Below are 13738 nucleotides of genomic sequence, written 5' to 3'. Positions count from 1 at the left end.
GCTCTGGTGCGGTGCAGCATGTTTGACGTGATACAGGAAAGACACATATAATCACGCGTCTTTGAGTTTATCGGCAATTTTTTGGAGCCTCGCAGTGATTAAAACGACGAGTGTTTCGAGGCCGATGTTTAAAGTCGTCGCCCTCCAGTTGGCCATCGCAACTGGATTCGCCTTGCTCGCCTGGAACCTGGGTGGAGTACTCAAAGCATGGTCGGCCGCCTATGGCGGAGCAATCGCAGTCATCGGGAGCCTGGTGTACGCGATGATTGTCATGGGCGCAACGAATGATCCAAAAAAGACTTTCCGGACGCATTTTCGCGCGGAAATGGTCAAGTTTTCCATCACTGCAGCGCTGTTTATTGTCGCGCTGGTGCTATTTTCATCGGCCGCTTGGTTATGGCTGATCTTAGGTTTCGCGGTGGCAACCATGGCGTATTGGTTTGCACTGCTTGCAGTTTAATTAACAAAATCTGACGACATTATGACCACTGAACACGGGGGGCACTCAGCCCCGGCTAACGCCACAGAATACATCAAGCACCACTTGCAACATCTGCAAACCAGCGATGGCATGTTTAACCTGGACACGTTCTGGGTTTCGGCCATCCTGGGCGCGATTTTCCTCGGTGTCTTCTACATGGCTTCGCGCCGCGCCACCGCTGGCGTGCCGGGCAAGCTGCAAAACTTTGTCGAACTGGTCATGGAACTGGTGAACGACACTGTTAATAGCGCGTTTCACGCCAAAAGCGCGGTGATCGCACCATTGGCCATCACCATCTTCGTCTGGGTGTGGCTGATGAATGCCATGGACTTCCTGCCGGTGGACCTGTTGCCGAAGGCACTGGAGTTCTTCGGCGTGTACAACCTGCGTGTGGTACCAACCGCCGATGCCAACCTGACCTTCGCCCTGTCGCTGTCGGTCCTGCTGTGCATCTTCGGTTTCTCGATCAAAGCCAAGGGCCTCGGCGGTTACGCCAAGGAGCTGTTCACGGCACCATTCCATGCAACCGGCTTCGCTGCCATCTTGCTGGCACCGGTCAACTTCCTGCTGCAGATGGTTGAATTGTTCGCCAAGCCAGTTTCGCTGGCACTGCGACTGTTCGGCAATATGTATGCCGGCGAACTGATTTTCATCTTGATCGCGTTGTTGCCTTGGTGGGCGCAGTGGCTGTTGGGTGGTCCATGGGCAATCTTCCACATCTTGATTGTAACTTTGCAAGCTTTTGTGTTTATGGCGTTGACGGTTGTGTATCTGGCCCTTGCGGTTGAGAAGCACTAATCACCAACTTTATAGTTTTATTTTTTAGTATCTTTCGTTTTTTAAATTAGGAGAAATATATGCAAGCTCTGATCGCACAAGTACAAGGCATGACCGTTCTGGCAGTCGCTATCATCATTGGCCTGGCCGCTATCGGCACCGCACTGGGCTTCGCCATTCTGGGCGGCAAATTCCTGGAAGCGTCGGCACGTCAACCAGAACTGATGCCACAACTGCAAACCAAGCTGTTCGTTATCGCTGGTCTGCTGGATGCGATCTCGATGATCGGCGTTGGTGTTGCTCTGCTGTTCACGTTCAACAACCCATTCCTGACCGCTGTTATCGCCGCTGCTGGCCAGTAATACTGCTCCAACCGGGGAAACTAATTAGGAGCAAGGTATGAACGTTAATATGTCGCTCATCGGCCAGATGATCACCTTCGCGGTGCTCGTATGGTTCTCGATGAAATTCGTATTCCCGGCGCTGAACACCGCGCTGGACGAGCGTGCCAAGCGTATCGCCGATGGTCTGGCAGCTGCCGACCAAGGCAAGGCTTCGATGGCAGTCGCTGAAAAGCGCGCTGCAGAAGCCCTGACCTCCGCCCGTGACGAAGCTGCCCAGCGCGTCGCGGACGCAGAAAAGCGTGCGCAACTGGTCGCAGAAGAAATCAAGACCAACGCCAAAGCTGAAGCCGACCGCATCATTGCGCAAGCCAAGGCTGAAGCCGATCAGCAAGTTACCCAAGCCCGCGAAGCACTGCGCGCACAAGTAGCCGACCTGGCCGTCAAAGGCGCCGAGCAGATCCTGAAGCGCGAAGTCAACGCGTCGGCCCACGCCGACCTGCTGGCCCGCCTCGCGACTGAGCTGTAATCATGGCTGAACTCGCAACCGTCGCCCGTCCTTACGCGGAAGCCCTCTTCCGCGTAGCCCAAGCCGGCAACCTCGCGCAGTGGTCCGATCTGGTGTCTGAAATGGCCCAGATCGGCAGCAACGCCGATGTCCAGGACTATGCCCGCAATCCGAAAGTGTCGGAGAGCGATATCGCCGCCACCATCGCGTCGCTGGTGAAATCGCCGATGACCGCAGAAGCGAATAACTTCCTCGGCATGGTGGTCGCCAATGGCCGTATCGAATTGCTGCCGGAAATCGGTGCCCAGTTCCAACTGCTCAAAAACAGTGCAGAAGGTGCAGCGGACGCCGAGATCACGAGCGCGTTCGATCTGAGCGCCGCCCAGGTATCCGAGCTGGTCGCCACGCTGGAAAAGAAATTCAGCCGCAAGCTTAACCCGACTGTCACGGTCGACCCATCGTTGATCGGTGGTGTGCGCGTGGTGGTTGGCGACGAAGTGCTCGACACTTCGGTCCGCGCCAAGCTGCAACAGATGCACGTCGCGCTGGTTCAGTAAGAACCCGCTGGCTACGGCAGACCAAACATACCCTCGCGCAAGCGGAGAGAACACAATTTAGGAGTTAGCATGCAACTCAACCCATCTGAAATCAGCGAGCTGATCAAGAGCCGGATTCAAGGCATTGACAGCGGCGCTGAAGTGCGCAATCAAGGCACGGTTATTTCCGTGGCCGACGGTATCTGCCGCATCCACGGTCTGTCGGACGTAATGCAAGGCGAGATGCTGGAATTCCCAGGCAACACCTTCGGCCTGGCAATGAACCTGGAGCGCGACTCCGTCGGTTCCGTGATTCTGGGTGCTTACGAGCACATCTCGGAAGGCGACACGGTCAAGTGCACCGGCCGCATCCTGGAAGTACCAGTCGGTCCTGAACTGCGTGGCCGCGTGGTCAACGCCCTGGGCCAGCCAATCGACGGCAAAGGTCCTGTCGATGCCAAGCTGACCTCGCCAATCGAAAAGATCGCACCGGGCGTTATCGCCCGTGAATCCGTTTCGCAGCCGATGCAAACCGGCCTGAAATCGATCGACGCGATGGTACCAATCGGCCGTGGCCAGCGCGAGCTGATCATTGGCGACCGTCAAACCGGTAAGTCCGCCGTTGCGGTTGATGCGATCATCAACCAAAAAGGCCAGGGCATGACCTGTATCTACGTGGCGATCGGCCAAAAAGCCTCGACCATCAAGAACATCGTGCGTTCGCTGGAACAGCACGGCGCCATGGAATACACGATCGTCGTCGCGGCGACCGCGTCGGAATCGGCTGCCATGCAGTACATCTCGGCATACTCGGGTTGCACCATGGGCGAATACTTCCGCGACCGCGGTGAAGACGCCCTGATCGTGTACGATGACCTGTCGAAGCAAGCAGTTGCCTACCGTCAGATCTCGTTGCTGCTGCGCCGCCCACCAGGCCGCGAAGCGTATCCAGGCGACGTGTTCTACCTGCACTCGCGCCTGCTGGAACGCGCAGCCCGCGTGAACGCCGACTACGTGTCCGCCTTCACTAACGGCGCCGTCACCGGCAAAACCGGTTCGCTGACCGCCCTGCCGATCATCGAAACCCAGGCTGGCGACGTCTCGGCATTCGTGCCAACCAACGTGATTTCGATCACCGACGGTCAGATCTTCCTGGAAACTTCGCTGTTCAACTCCGGTATCCGTCCTGCGATTAACGCCGGTATTTCGGTGTCGCGCGTTGGTGGTGCTGCTCAAACCAAGGTCATCAAAAACCTGTCCGGCGGTATCCGTACCGACTTGGCCCAGTACCGTGAACTGGCTGCGTTCGCGCAGTTCGCGTCCGACCTGGACGAATCGACCCGCAAACAGCTGGACCGCGGTGCCCGCGTGACCGAGCTGCTCAAGCAAGCTCAGTACTCGCCACTGTCGATCTCGCTGATGGCTGCCTCGCTGTTCGCTGTGAACAAAGGCTACCTGGACGACGTCGAAGTGAAGAAAGTACTGCCATTCGAAGCCGGCCTGCACGCTTACCTGAAGACCAAGCAAGCTGACCTGCTGTCGAAGATTGAATCGTCGAAGCAACTGGACAAAGACGGCGAAGCATCGCTGGCTGCCGCCATTGCCGACTTCAAGAAATCCGGCGCATTTTAAGGTGCTTGACGGCGCCGGGGTTCGCCCCGCGCCGTCCTCAGCGCAGAAGGAGTAAGGACTCATGGCAGTAGGCAAAGAGATACGTGGCAAGATCAAGAGCGTAGAAAATACGAAGAAGATCACCAAGGCGATGGAAATGGTTGCCGCATCGAAAATGCGCAAAGCGCAGGATCGTATGCGCGCCGCCCGTCCCTACAGTGAAAAGATTCGCAATATCGCCGCCAATCTGGCCGCCGCCAATCCGGAATACACGCACCCGTTCCTGGCTGAAGAGCAAAAGGAATCGGCCAAGAAAGTTGGCTTCATCGTGGTCACGACCGACAAAGGTCTGTGCGGCGGTATGAACACCAACATCTTGCGCATGGTGACGCAGAAATCCCGCGAGCTGGAAACGGCTGGCAACAAGATTGCGGCAGTTGCCATCGGTAACAAAGGTTTGGGGTTTTTGAATCGCGTAGGCGTTCCTGTGGTCGCGCAAGTGACCCAGATCGGCGACACGCCGCACCTGGAAAAATTGATCGGACCTGTCAAGGTCATGCTCGAGAAGTTCCAGAACGGTGAAGTTGACGCTGTGTACATCTGCTACACCAAGTTTATCAACACCATGAAGCAGGAGCCGGTTGTGGAGCAGTTGCTGCCACTGCCAGCTGCCAAGACTCAGGCGGACGCAGGTAATCACAACTGGGATTACATCTACGAACCTGACGCGGCTGCGGTGATTGACGAACTGCTCGAGCGCTATGTAGAAGCGCTGGTGTACCAGTCGGTCGCTGAAAATCTGGCGTCCGAGCAATCGGCGCGCATGGTGGCGATGAAAGCGGCCAGCGACAACGCTGGTAGCGTCATCGGTGAACTGAAGCTGATCTATAACAAGACGCGTCAGGCTGCGATTACCAAAGAACTCTCCGAAATCGTCGCCGGTGCGGCAGCGGTTTAAACGAATTTAACTATATTTGAAGGAACGAACATGGCTGATGGCAAAATCGTTCAGTGTATCGGCGCTGTGGTGGACGTTGAGTTTCCACGCAACGCGATGCCCAAGGTATTCGATGCCTTGAAAATGGAAGGCTCCGAGCTGACCCTGGAAGTACAACAGCAGCTGGGCGACGGCATTGTCCGTACCATTGCGCTGGGTACCTCCGACGGCCTGCGTCGCGGCATGATGATCCAGAACACCGGCAAACCTATCATGGTGCCAGTCGGTAAAGCAACCCTGGGTCGCATCATGGACGTGCTGGGCAACCCGATCGACGAATGCGGCCCGGTCGCTCACGACCAGATCGCTTCGATCCACCGCGCTCCTCCTGCGTACGACGAGCTGTCGCCATCGCAAGATCTGCTGGAAACCGGCATTAAAGTTATTGACCTGGTGTGCCCGTTCGCCAAAGGCGGTAAAGTCGGTCTGTTCGGCGGTGCAGGTGTTGGCAAGACCGTCAACATGATGGAACTGATCAACAACATCGCTAAAGCGCACTCGGGTCTGTCCGTGTTCGCCGGTGTGGGTGAGCGTACCCGTGAAGGTAACGACTTCTACCACGAGATGGCTGACGCGAAGGTGGTCGATCTGGAAAACCCGGAGAACTCCAAAGTAGCGATGGTCTACGGTCAGATGAATGAACCACCAGGCAACCGTCTGCGCGTGGCGCTGACCGGTCTGACCATGGCGGAAGCATTCCGTGACGAAGGCAAAGACGTTCTGTTCTTCGTGGACAACATCTACCGCTTCACCCTGGCCGGTACCGAAGTATCGGCACTGCTGGGCCGTATGCCATCGGCTGTGGGTTACCAGCCTACGCTGGCCGAAGAAATGGGCCGTCTGCAAGAGCGCATCACCTCGACCAAGACCGGTTCGATCACCTCGATCCAGGCCGTGTATGTTCCTGCGGATGACTTGACCGACCCGTCGCCTGCGACCACCTTCGGTCACCTGGATTCGACCGTCGTTCTGTCGCGTGACATCGCTTCGCTGGGTATCTACCCTGCGGTCGATCCACTGGACTCGACCTCGCGCCAGCTGGACCCGCTGGTCGTTGGCCAGGACCACTACGACACTGCACGCGCCGTTCAAGGCACGCTGCAGCGTTACAAGGAACTGCGCGACATTATCGCGATTCTGGGTATGGACGAGCTGGCTCCTGAAGACAAGCTGCTGGTATCGCGCGCTCGTAAGATGCAGCGTTTCCTGTCGCAGCCGTTCCACGTTGCTGAAGTATTCACCGGCGCGCCTGGTAAATACGTTTCGCTGAAAGACACGATCAAGGGCTTCAAAATGATCGCGTCGGGCGAACTCGACCACCTGCCGGAACAAGCGTTCTACATGGTAGGCACGATCGAAGAAGCCATCGAAAAAGCCAAAAAACTCAACTAATCGTTGAGCTAATTGTTGAGTGCGGTCCTGGCGTTTGCCGGGGCCGTTCCATCCGATAGGACACACATGGCAAACACTATTCACGTTGACGTGGTTTCCGCCGAGGAGTTGATCTACTCGGGCGAAGCCGAATTCGTCGCGTTGCCGGGCGAACAGGGCGAGCTGGGTATCTACCCGAAGCACACGCCACTGATCACCCGCATCCGCCCGGGCGCGGTGCGCATCAAGGTTCCTGGCCGTGCTGAAGAAGAGTTCGTCTTCGTCGCCGGCGGCTTGCTGGAAGTGCAGCCGAACGCCGTGACGGTGCTGGCCGATACCGCCATCCGCGGCGCCGACCTGGACGAAGCCAAAGCGGCAGCGGCCAAGAAGCGTGCCGAAGAAGCGCTGGCCAACAACACTGCCGGCATCGACTACGCGAAAGCGCAAGCCGAACTGGCAGCGGCGATTGGCCAACTGGCCGCCATCGCCAAACTGCGCGCCAAGCACTAAGCAACGCATTAGCAGCACAGCAAAAAGGCAGCTTCGGCTGCCTTTTTTATTGCATAACGGTGGTGGCGACATTCGCGATGGATTGCGTTACACTGGTCGTATTGATCAAAATTTGAGCAGGTGGCTCATCATGACAACCACTCAGCGTAAGACCTCGCCGACCACAGCGGTTAAGAGCGCACCCAACTATCCCGATACCCCCGAAGGCCGACGGGCACGCCGTGCTGCCGCGTTGGCGAAAGCTGCGGGCATTTGGAAAGATCGCACGGATATTCCTAAAGACGGTTTGGAATACCAACGGATGATGCGGGAAGAATGGCGCTAGTCCTTTTCGACAGCAACATTATTATCGATTACCTCAACGGGATCGGAGAGGCGCGCGACGAGCTGACATATTGGGATGAGCCTGCTATTAGTGTCGTGTCCTGGATGGAGGTTCGCGCCAATATCAAGCCGGATGAAGAAGACAGGTTTGAGCTGCTATTTAGTAACGGTGATTTTGAAATCATCCGCATTGATGATGCCATTATGACTACCGCCGCCAGGATACGTACAGAAGGTATCCGGCAAGGGCCAAAAATCGCCTTGATGGACGCAATTATCAAAGCAACTGCACAGGTGTACAACCTTACCGTTATTACTCGGAATACAAAAGACTTCAAGGGCCCTAACGTTCGGGTGCCATATGAAATTGAGACATTAACATTGACGCGTATCGTCAATGTTCGCTCACCCGAACCTCCAGCTTCGGCAGCTTCCGATCGAAAAAAGACTTCTTCCAGAAAGCGGACGTCCTGAACGTCAGGATTTGCAGCTCTCACGGTAATGCGCTGGCGGCTTGCCCACCAGTTCTTCGAAATCCGACGTGAAATGCGCCTGGTCGTAGTAGCCAAGATTCTGCGCCAGCGTGGAAAGGTCGATGTCGTCGCCGTTGCCCAGCTGGTCGGCGGCGTCGAGCAGGCGGTTGCGGCGGATGACCCACTTGGGCGCGGCGCCCACGTAGTCGCGAAACAGCGTCTGCAAGGCGCGCACGCTGGTGCCCAGGCGCTCCGCCAGTTGTGCAACCTGGGTTATTCCGGAATGCTGCCTGATCAGTTCCATGGTCTTTGCAACCCGTTCAATGCCAGGGTCCGGCTGCGCCGGCAGCGCACGGCGGAAAATCGCGTTGGCGGCTGCGACCATGGCTGGGTCATCGCCGGCGTCGGCGGCATCGAGCACGCTGCGTTCATGTTCTTCATCAGCGCCGCCAAACACTGCCGAGACCGGCATTTGCTGGTTGGTGATGTTTTGCACCGCACGTTTTAAAAAGCCGCGAAATGCACCCGGGCGAAAGCGTGCGCCCAGCACGGCGCCCTTGCCGGTCAGGGTGTATTCAAAAGATCCCGTCATCACCCCGAACACCGCGCTGCGGCCGCGGTCAAACACGACCTGGATGCATGGCGAGGGCAGGGTGCGTTGTACGTGCACTACCCCGGGCGGCAAATCCCATGTGACCATCCAGTACCACTCGATGTACGGCGCCAGGTCGGGCGGAGCGGCATAGCGCTCGAGGCGGAAGCGCTGGCCCACGGCAGCCGGGTTGACCACGCCCTTGTAGCGGTCTTGCAGTGCCAGCGGTGTCGTCGTCATTGGTTCAAGTCTGCGCGTTTTTCCAAGACTGCCATCTTAGCAGCAGCTATCGTCAGGTTTTCACCAGGAGATCATCATGGACCAACTGATTTTTCATCACTGCCCCAACTCGCGTTCGACCGGCGTGCTCGCGCTGCTCGAGGAACTGCAAGCACCCCATGCGCTGCACGTCATGAACATGAAGCGCGGCGAAAACCGCGCGCCGGCCTACCTGGCGATCAACCCGATGGGCAAGGTGCCCGCCATCGAGCACAACGGTGCACTGGTCACCGAGCAGGTGGCGATTTATCTCTACCTGGCGGACCTGTTCCCGGCTGCCAACCTGGCGCCGCCGATCGGCGATCCGCTGCGCGGCCCTTACCTGCGCTGGATGGCGTTCTATGGCAGCTGCTTCGAGCCGGCGCTGATCGACAACTGGATGCAGCGCGCGGAGGTCGACAAGGCCATGAACGGCTATGGCGACTTCGACGATGTGTTCAACACCCTGGTCGCGCAGCTGGGGCGCGGTCCGTGGATGCTCGGCGACCGGTTCACCGCGCTCGACGTGCTGTGGGGGACGTCGCTGGCCTGGATGACCAAGCTGCCCAGGCGCGACGAAATCATCGACTATGTCGCACGGGTGAAGGCGCGTGCGGCGATTCAAACCGCGCAACAGAAGGACCAGGAACTCGCTGCCGCCCAGCCTGATTGATGCCGTTGATTTCTGCGGCAGCACATGCCATGATCGGCGCCCGTCCAGTCTGAAAGTTGTCGATGATCGCAGTTTCCGTTGCCACCCTGGCCGGCTTGCTCGTTGCGCTCGGCGGCACGTCGGTGTTAGCGCTCATCAAGTCACGCAACAAGCACGCGCCGATCAAGGCCGCGTTTCATTTGTCGTCGATGTGGGGCCTGGCGCTGGCGGTGGTGGCGATTGTCCTGTTCTGGGAATGCAGGTCGCTGGCCAGCATCGGCATCGAAGGCGGCCACTACGGCGCCTGGGCCGCCGGCGTCCTGATCGGCCTGACCATGGTCACCTTGACCGTGCTGTCGCTGCACCTGGCTTTGCAGCGCGGGCGCAGCGCGATGCCGGAAAGTTCGGCCCAGGGTCTCAAGCGCCTGACCGACATGCCGCTGTGGTTCCGCTACGCGGCCGTGATCACGGCTGCCATCACCGAGGAAATCCTGTTTCGCGGTTATCCGATCGAACGACTGCAAGAGTTGACCGGCAACGTCTGGGTGGCGGCAGCGATGCCGTTATTGGTGTTCGTGCTGGCGCACCTGGGTGGCTGGTCGGCGGGCCACCTGGTGGGTGTGCTGTTCGGCGGCGTGCTGCTCACCGGTCTCTATCTTGTCACGCGCGACCTGGTCGCGTGCATGATCACGCACGCGCTGATCGACTCGACCATCATCTTTTTGCCGGCGTTGCTGCGCCGCTATGGCAACCGGACGGCGGGCGGTGACCGATAGATCGACTGCACGCTGTGTGCAGTCGGTTGCAAGGCCTGCACCACGATAGCAAGCGCTAACTCCGGCCGCGCATCGCCGCACATGAAGATGTCGGCCGCAGCAAAGCCGCACTCGGGCCAGGTGTGGATCGAGATATGCGACTCGGCCAGCAACACCACGCCGGTCACGCCCTGGCCGTCGCCGAAACCGTGAAAGTGGCTGTGCAGCACGCGCGCGTTGGCCGCTTCGGCGGCCGCGCGCAGCAGGGCTTCGAGCGATGCGCAGCTGCACAGTTTTTCAGCAGCGATGCCACCGAGATCGGCCAGCACGTGGGTGCCGGTCGGGCGGTGCTTGAGCGCCGCAGTCGCAGTCGCCGCTGCGTGCGCAGCTGGTACCGGCACGATGGCGATGTATGGCACGCTGGCCGGTAGCGCCTCGCGCTTCACTTGTGGCCTCCGCCACCGGAGCCATTGCCATAGCTGCCGCCGCCACCGCCGAACGAGCTCCAGGTGCTGCCGCGATAATTGGACTTGTCGCGGTCGCCCGAGACGGCGCGCACCCACGAGGCGCCTGAAGTGGCCAGGGTGACGATGACGGCGTACAGGAAAAATTTGCTCATGGCTTGTCGTTGTTATCGAGGAAGGTGGCCGGCAAATAAATGGCCAGCGCGCCCAGGGCGCTCAGGTACCAGGTCGATGAAAAATTCATCAGCATCGGCAAGGCATTCACCACCAGCATGAACATGATGATGTACTTGGCCGCATCGCGGTGGCGGTTGCGCGCGAACGGCTTGGCGCCGCCGGTGGCGTTGACCTTGCCGTGGAACTGGGCGCCAAACCATGCGCGCATCTGGTCGGCCGGCACGGGGGCGGAGCGCGACCACGTCATTTCGTGTTCGGTCGTCTCGCGCGCCAGCTTGATCTGGCCAGCTTCGTATTCCTCCACGTGGGTGACATCGCCGACAGCCACGCGCCAGTTGAAGGCGCCGGCGGCCCAGGTGACGGTTGAACCGTATTCGTACAGGCTCTCGTAGCGCACGCGGTCGATCACCACGTTGTCCGCGCCGGGCTGGTACTGCAGCGGCCACTCGGCCATGACGGTGGCGCCGGACCAGCCTTCGTCGGTCTCCACCAGCCACGAAAAGCCGGCGCGGGCGCCGTACAGCAGGTACTCGGTCCACTCGGTGCCTTCGTCATCGGCGCGGCGCATTACGCCGATGATGGTGAAGTCCTGTTGATTGATCTTCGCGGTGGCGCCGAGTTCAATGGTGGTCGCCACCCTGGCTACCTGTTCGCCGGCGGCAAGCACCTGCGCCTTGGGACTGGTGGCGTCGATCTGCGCCTGGCAGGCCGCGCAGACCAGGGTGGTAGTCACGCCGGGCAGGTACTTGATGGCGCTGCCGCACGACGGGCAATCGAGGGTGGCCAGTTTGCCGCGATAGCGGCCGGCCGCGCGCAGGATGGTGTCTTCGTCGCGCAGCAACTGCGGTTGCAGGCTGTCGAGCGTGACGGCCGCGCCGGTGTACACCACCGGGGCGCCGTCGGAATAATCGAGCGTGATGAATTCTTTACCACGGCGGAAATCGGCCACTTTGGATTGATAGCCGTCGCCCACGCGGAACGGCAGCTCGCCCTGGCCACCGACGCAATCGGCCACGCGGATTTCGGCAGCCGTGTAGGGCGCGCCGTTGATGTCGTAGTTGCGACCCGGTTGCAGCTGTTCGAACGCCGGCAGGCGGGCATCGCCCTTGAATTCGGCGGTGATCGTGTACAGGCCGGAGGAGTCGCCGAGCCACGACGTGGCGCCGTCGTCGAACAGCAGATACCACTCGTTCCACATGCCGGCCGCATAGCGCAGCTGGATGCGGCCGATGGCCGTGAACGGCCGGCCGGCCAGCACGCCGGCGGTGCCGATCTGGATCGGCGAATAGTCTTCCAGCACCGCCGACATCTTGCCGAAGTACTTGACCGTGTCGGCGTCTTTGAGCACGGTGGTGGCGCAGTACTCGCACACGGCCACCACCGACGCGTGCGAGCGGAATTTGACTTCCGCGCCGCAGCTGGGACAGGAGACGATTTGCATGTGGTTCTAGGTAGTTAGCCGATCAGTTTTTTCAGCAGCTCGGCCTTGGTGCTGTCGTAGTCGGCAGCCGAAATCAGGCCCTTGTCGAGCAGGCCCTTGAGCTTTTGCAGGCGCGCTTCGATCGAGTCGTCGGCCGGTGCTGCGGCAGCCGGCGCCGCAGCGGGAGCAGCGGCGGGCGCCATCGACGCCCCCATCGCAGTACCCATGGCCTGGCCCACCGTCATGCCGGCGCCGAGGCCAGCGCCAATGCCGGCCAGTCCACCTTCGTTCTGCGCGGCCAGCGGAATCGCGGTGGCGGTCTGGTAGCGGGTAAAACCGGTCATCTTGTCGGCCGAGAGGCCGCCCTTCATGCCGGCCGAGATGCGGTCGTCGAGCGCGGTTTGCAGTTCCTCGGGCAGGCTCACGCTGGCGACGTTGAATTCATCGAGGCCGATGCCATAGCGGCCGAACGCTTCGAGCAGATCGCCCTTGACCTGCTGCGCCATCAGCGCCTGGTTCGCGGCCATGTCGAGGAACGGTACGTTGGAACTGCCCAGCGAGCTGGCCATGGACGACATCAGGATGCCGCGCAACTGCTCTTCGACCTGTTCGCGGGTGTAGATGTCGCGCGTGCCGCTGATCTCCTTGAAGAACTGGCGCGGATCGCTGACGCGGTACGAGTACATGCCAAAGGCGCGCACGCGGATCATGTCGAAGTCCTTGTCGCGGATCGTGATCGGCTGCGGCGTGCCCCATTTGCGGCCGGTCTGCACGCGCGTGCTGAAAAAATAGACATCCGACTTGAACGGCGAATCGAACAGCTTGTCCCAGTTTTTCAGGTTGGTCAGCAGCGGCAGGGTTTGCGTGGTGAGCTTGTGGGTGCCGGGGCCGAAGACATCGGCGATTTGCCCCTCGTTGACGAATACCGCCATCTGCGACTCGCGCACGACCAGTACGCCGCCGTTCTGGATTTCCTGGTCCTGCATCGGGAAGCGCCAGGCCAGCACGCCGTCCACTTCCTCGTTCCATTGCAGTACGTCGATAAACTGCTTCTTGATAAAGCTGCCGATACCCATGGTGGACCTCCGTTCAAATGTCAGGAAATGCAGGCGCCGTTGATGACGCCGATGGAAATGGCGATCGCGCCCAGCAGGCCGCCGAACGCCGTGTTGTTGCCCTCGATCTGGTCCTTGGCCATGTTCAGCACGCGCGTGGTGATGGCGTAGGCCAGCATCTGCACGACCATCGCGCCGAACGCCCAGGCGAAGAACTGCTGGTAGCCGAGCGTGTGCATCAGCGCCGAACCAACAGTGATCGAAAAGCCGATCAAGGCGCCGCCCAGCGACAAGGCGGCGGCCTGGTTGCCCTGGCGGATCAAGAGCACCTCGTTGTACGGCGTCATGCGCGTGTACGCGGCAAAGAACACGGCCAGCAGCGTGGCTGCCAGTAAAAGATGGATCAGATAATTGAGGATAGCTGGCACGGCGCGCT

Annotated in this window: 18 protein-coding genes; 12 read left to right on the top strand and 6 right to left on the bottom strand. The window is 59.8% G+C overall.

Translation table 11 applies throughout. The annotated features are described in order from the left end of the window. The first annotated feature begins 124 nt into the window (after positions 1-124). The 10 genes from ASF04_RS13930 to ASF04_RS13885 all read left to right on the top strand — a co-directional run bounded on the left by ASF04_RS13930 (position 125) and on the right by ASF04_RS13885 (position 7930). Complete coding sequence (locus tag ASF04_RS13930; protein ID WP_019924046.1) at positions 125-460, top strand: ATP synthase subunit I; 336 nt, start codon at positions 125-127, stop codon at positions 458-460. A 21-nt stretch (positions 461-481) separates the two neighbouring features. Then, positions 482-1279: a F0F1 ATP synthase subunit A gene (atpB, locus tag ASF04_RS13925; RefSeq protein ID WP_026637683.1), complete on the top strand. Its 798-nt coding sequence runs from the start codon at positions 482-484 to the stop codon at positions 1277-1279. Positions 1280-1350: 71 nt separating this feature from the next. Beyond that, positions 1351-1620, top strand: a complete 270-nt coding sequence (gene atpE, locus ASF04_RS13920; protein WP_371851800.1) for a F0F1 ATP synthase subunit C — start codon at positions 1351-1353, stop codon at positions 1618-1620. Between the two features lie 37 nt (positions 1621-1657). Continuing rightward, positions 1658-2128: a F0F1 ATP synthase subunit B gene (locus ASF04_RS13915; RefSeq protein WP_026637682.1), complete on the top strand. Its 471-nt coding sequence runs from the start codon at positions 1658-1660 to the stop codon at positions 2126-2128. Between the two features lie 2 nt (positions 2129-2130). Beyond that, positions 2131-2664, top strand: coding sequence for a F0F1 ATP synthase subunit delta (locus ASF04_RS13910; RefSeq protein WP_056142637.1), 534 nt, complete (start codon positions 2131-2133; stop codon positions 2662-2664). Positions 2665-2733: 69 nt separating this feature from the next. Beyond that, positions 2734-4275, top strand: a complete 1542-nt coding sequence (gene atpA, locus ASF04_RS13905) for a F0F1 ATP synthase subunit alpha (protein WP_019924041.1) — start codon at positions 2734-2736, stop codon at positions 4273-4275. 61 nt (positions 4276-4336) lie between these two features. Then, complete coding sequence (atpG, locus tag ASF04_RS13900; RefSeq protein ID WP_056142634.1) at positions 4337-5212, top strand: F0F1 ATP synthase subunit gamma; 876 nt, start codon at positions 4337-4339, stop codon at positions 5210-5212. A 30-nt stretch (positions 5213-5242) separates the two neighbouring features. Further along, positions 5243-6643, top strand: a complete 1401-nt coding sequence (atpD, locus tag ASF04_RS13895) for a F0F1 ATP synthase subunit beta (RefSeq protein WP_056142632.1) — start codon at positions 5243-5245, stop codon at positions 6641-6643. Positions 6644-6709: 66 nt separating this feature from the next. After that, on the top strand, positions 6710-7132 hold the full coding sequence (locus ASF04_RS13890; RefSeq protein ID WP_056142629.1) for a F0F1 ATP synthase subunit epsilon: 423 nt from the start codon (positions 6710-6712) through the stop codon (positions 7130-7132). Between the two features lie 315 nt (positions 7133-7447). Next, positions 7448-7930 (top strand): type II toxin-antitoxin system VapC family toxin, encoded by a 483-nt coding sequence (locus ASF04_RS13885; protein ID WP_056142627.1) that lies wholly within the window; start codon positions 7448-7450, stop codon positions 7928-7930. A 3-nt stretch (positions 7931-7933) separates the two neighbouring features. Here the strand turns inward: ASF04_RS13885 and ASF04_RS13880 are convergent, their stop codons facing one another. Further along, positions 7934-8761, bottom strand: coding sequence for an AraC family transcriptional regulator (locus ASF04_RS13880; RefSeq protein ID WP_056142625.1), 828 nt, complete (start codon positions 8759-8761; stop codon positions 7934-7936). A gap of 76 nt (positions 8762-8837) precedes the next feature. Here ASF04_RS13880 and ASF04_RS13875 point away from each other — a divergent pair, with 76 nt between their 5' ends. Both ASF04_RS13875 and ASF04_RS13870 read left to right on the top strand, forming a co-directional pair. Next, complete coding sequence (locus tag ASF04_RS13875) at positions 8838-9452, top strand: glutathione S-transferase family protein (RefSeq protein ID WP_056142623.1); 615 nt, start codon at positions 8838-8840, stop codon at positions 9450-9452. A gap of 62 nt (positions 9453-9514) precedes the next feature. Continuing rightward, positions 9515-10207, top strand: coding sequence for a CPBP family intramembrane glutamic endopeptidase (locus tag ASF04_RS13870; RefSeq protein WP_056142621.1), 693 nt, complete (start codon positions 9515-9517; stop codon positions 10205-10207). Here ASF04_RS13870 and speD read toward each other — a convergent pair. From speD to ASF04_RS13850, 5 genes are read right to left on the bottom strand one after another with little or no spacing between them, the layout of a single operon-like run. Next, positions 10174-10587, bottom strand: coding sequence for an adenosylmethionine decarboxylase (speD, locus tag ASF04_RS13865; RefSeq protein WP_373922143.1), 414 nt, complete (start codon positions 10585-10587; stop codon positions 10174-10176). The two genes, ASF04_RS13870 and speD, sit on opposite strands and share 34 nt — an antisense overlap. A gap of 41 nt (positions 10588-10628) precedes the next feature. Next, complete coding sequence (locus tag ASF04_RS27845; RefSeq protein ID WP_019924033.1) at positions 10629-10805, bottom strand: hypothetical protein; 177 nt, start codon at positions 10803-10805, stop codon at positions 10629-10631. After that, positions 10802-12268 (bottom strand): DUF4178 domain-containing protein, encoded by a 1467-nt coding sequence (locus ASF04_RS13860; protein ID WP_056142617.1) that lies wholly within the window; start codon positions 12266-12268, stop codon positions 10802-10804. Before ASF04_RS13860 ends, ASF04_RS27845 begins: the two co-directional genes overlap by 4 nt. Positions 12269-12282: 14 nt before the next feature. Further along, positions 12283-13323, bottom strand: a complete 1041-nt coding sequence (locus ASF04_RS13855; RefSeq protein ID WP_056142614.1) for an SPFH domain-containing protein — start codon at positions 13321-13323, stop codon at positions 12283-12285. 20 nt (positions 13324-13343) lie between these two features. Continuing rightward, positions 13344-13730: a DUF350 domain-containing protein gene (locus ASF04_RS13850; RefSeq protein WP_056142611.1), complete on the bottom strand. Its 387-nt coding sequence runs from the start codon at positions 13728-13730 to the stop codon at positions 13344-13346. Between the last annotated feature and the right edge of the window lie 8 nt (positions 13731-13738).

It is taken from the genome of Duganella sp. Leaf61 (assembly GCF_001421905.1).
GTDB lineage: Bacteria > Pseudomonadota > Gammaproteobacteria > Burkholderiales > Burkholderiaceae_D > Rugamonas > Rugamonas zoogloeoides.
This window is presented reverse-complemented; position numbering and strand designations above follow the sequence as displayed.

What these genes read in the sequence shown, in the direction of transcription:
- ASF04_RS13930 (WP_019924046.1), top strand. Translation starts at nt 125, where the DNA reads ATGTTTAAAGTCGTCGCCCTCCAGTTGGCCATCGCAACTGGATTCGCC.
- atpB (WP_026637683.1), top strand. Translation starts at nt 482, where the DNA reads ATGACCACTGAACACGGGGGGCACTCAGCCCCGGCTAACGCCACAGAA.
- ASF04_RS13915 (WP_026637682.1), top strand. Translation starts at nt 1,658, where the DNA reads ATGAACGTTAATATGTCGCTCATCGGCCAGATGATCACCTTCGCGGTG.
- ASF04_RS13910 (WP_056142637.1), top strand. Translation starts at nt 2,131, where the DNA reads ATGGCTGAACTCGCAACCGTCGCCCGTCCTTACGCGGAAGCCCTCTTC.
- atpA (WP_019924041.1), top strand. Translation starts at nt 2,734, where the DNA reads ATGCAACTCAACCCATCTGAAATCAGCGAGCTGATCAAGAGCCGGATT.
- atpG (WP_056142634.1), top strand. Translation starts at nt 4,337, where the DNA reads ATGGCAGTAGGCAAAGAGATACGTGGCAAGATCAAGAGCGTAGAAAAT.
- atpD (WP_056142632.1), top strand. Translation starts at nt 5,243, where the DNA reads ATGGCTGATGGCAAAATCGTTCAGTGTATCGGCGCTGTGGTGGACGTT.
- ASF04_RS13890 (WP_056142629.1), top strand. Translation starts at nt 6,710, where the DNA reads ATGGCAAACACTATTCACGTTGACGTGGTTTCCGCCGAGGAGTTGATC.
- ASF04_RS13885 (WP_056142627.1), top strand. Translation starts at nt 7,448, where the DNA reads ATGGCGCTAGTCCTTTTCGACAGCAACATTATTATCGATTACCTCAAC.
- ASF04_RS13880 (WP_056142625.1), bottom strand. Translation starts at nt 8,761, where the DNA reads ATGACGACGACACCGCTGGCACTGCAAGACCGCTACAAGGGCGTGGTC.
- ASF04_RS13875 (WP_056142623.1), top strand. Translation starts at nt 8,838, where the DNA reads ATGGACCAACTGATTTTTCATCACTGCCCCAACTCGCGTTCGACCGGC.
- ASF04_RS13870 (WP_056142621.1), top strand. Translation starts at nt 9,515, where the DNA reads ATGATCGCAGTTTCCGTTGCCACCCTGGCCGGCTTGCTCGTTGCGCTC.
- ASF04_RS27845 (WP_019924033.1), bottom strand. Translation starts at nt 10,805, where the DNA reads ATGAGCAAATTTTTCCTGTACGCCGTCATCGTCACCCTGGCCACTTCA.
- ASF04_RS13860 (WP_056142617.1), bottom strand. Translation starts at nt 12,268, where the DNA reads ATGCAAATCGTCTCCTGTCCCAGCTGCGGCGCGGAAGTCAAATTCCGC.
- ASF04_RS13855 (WP_056142614.1), bottom strand. Translation starts at nt 13,323, where the DNA reads ATGGGTATCGGCAGCTTTATCAAGAAGCAGTTTATCGACGTACTGCAA.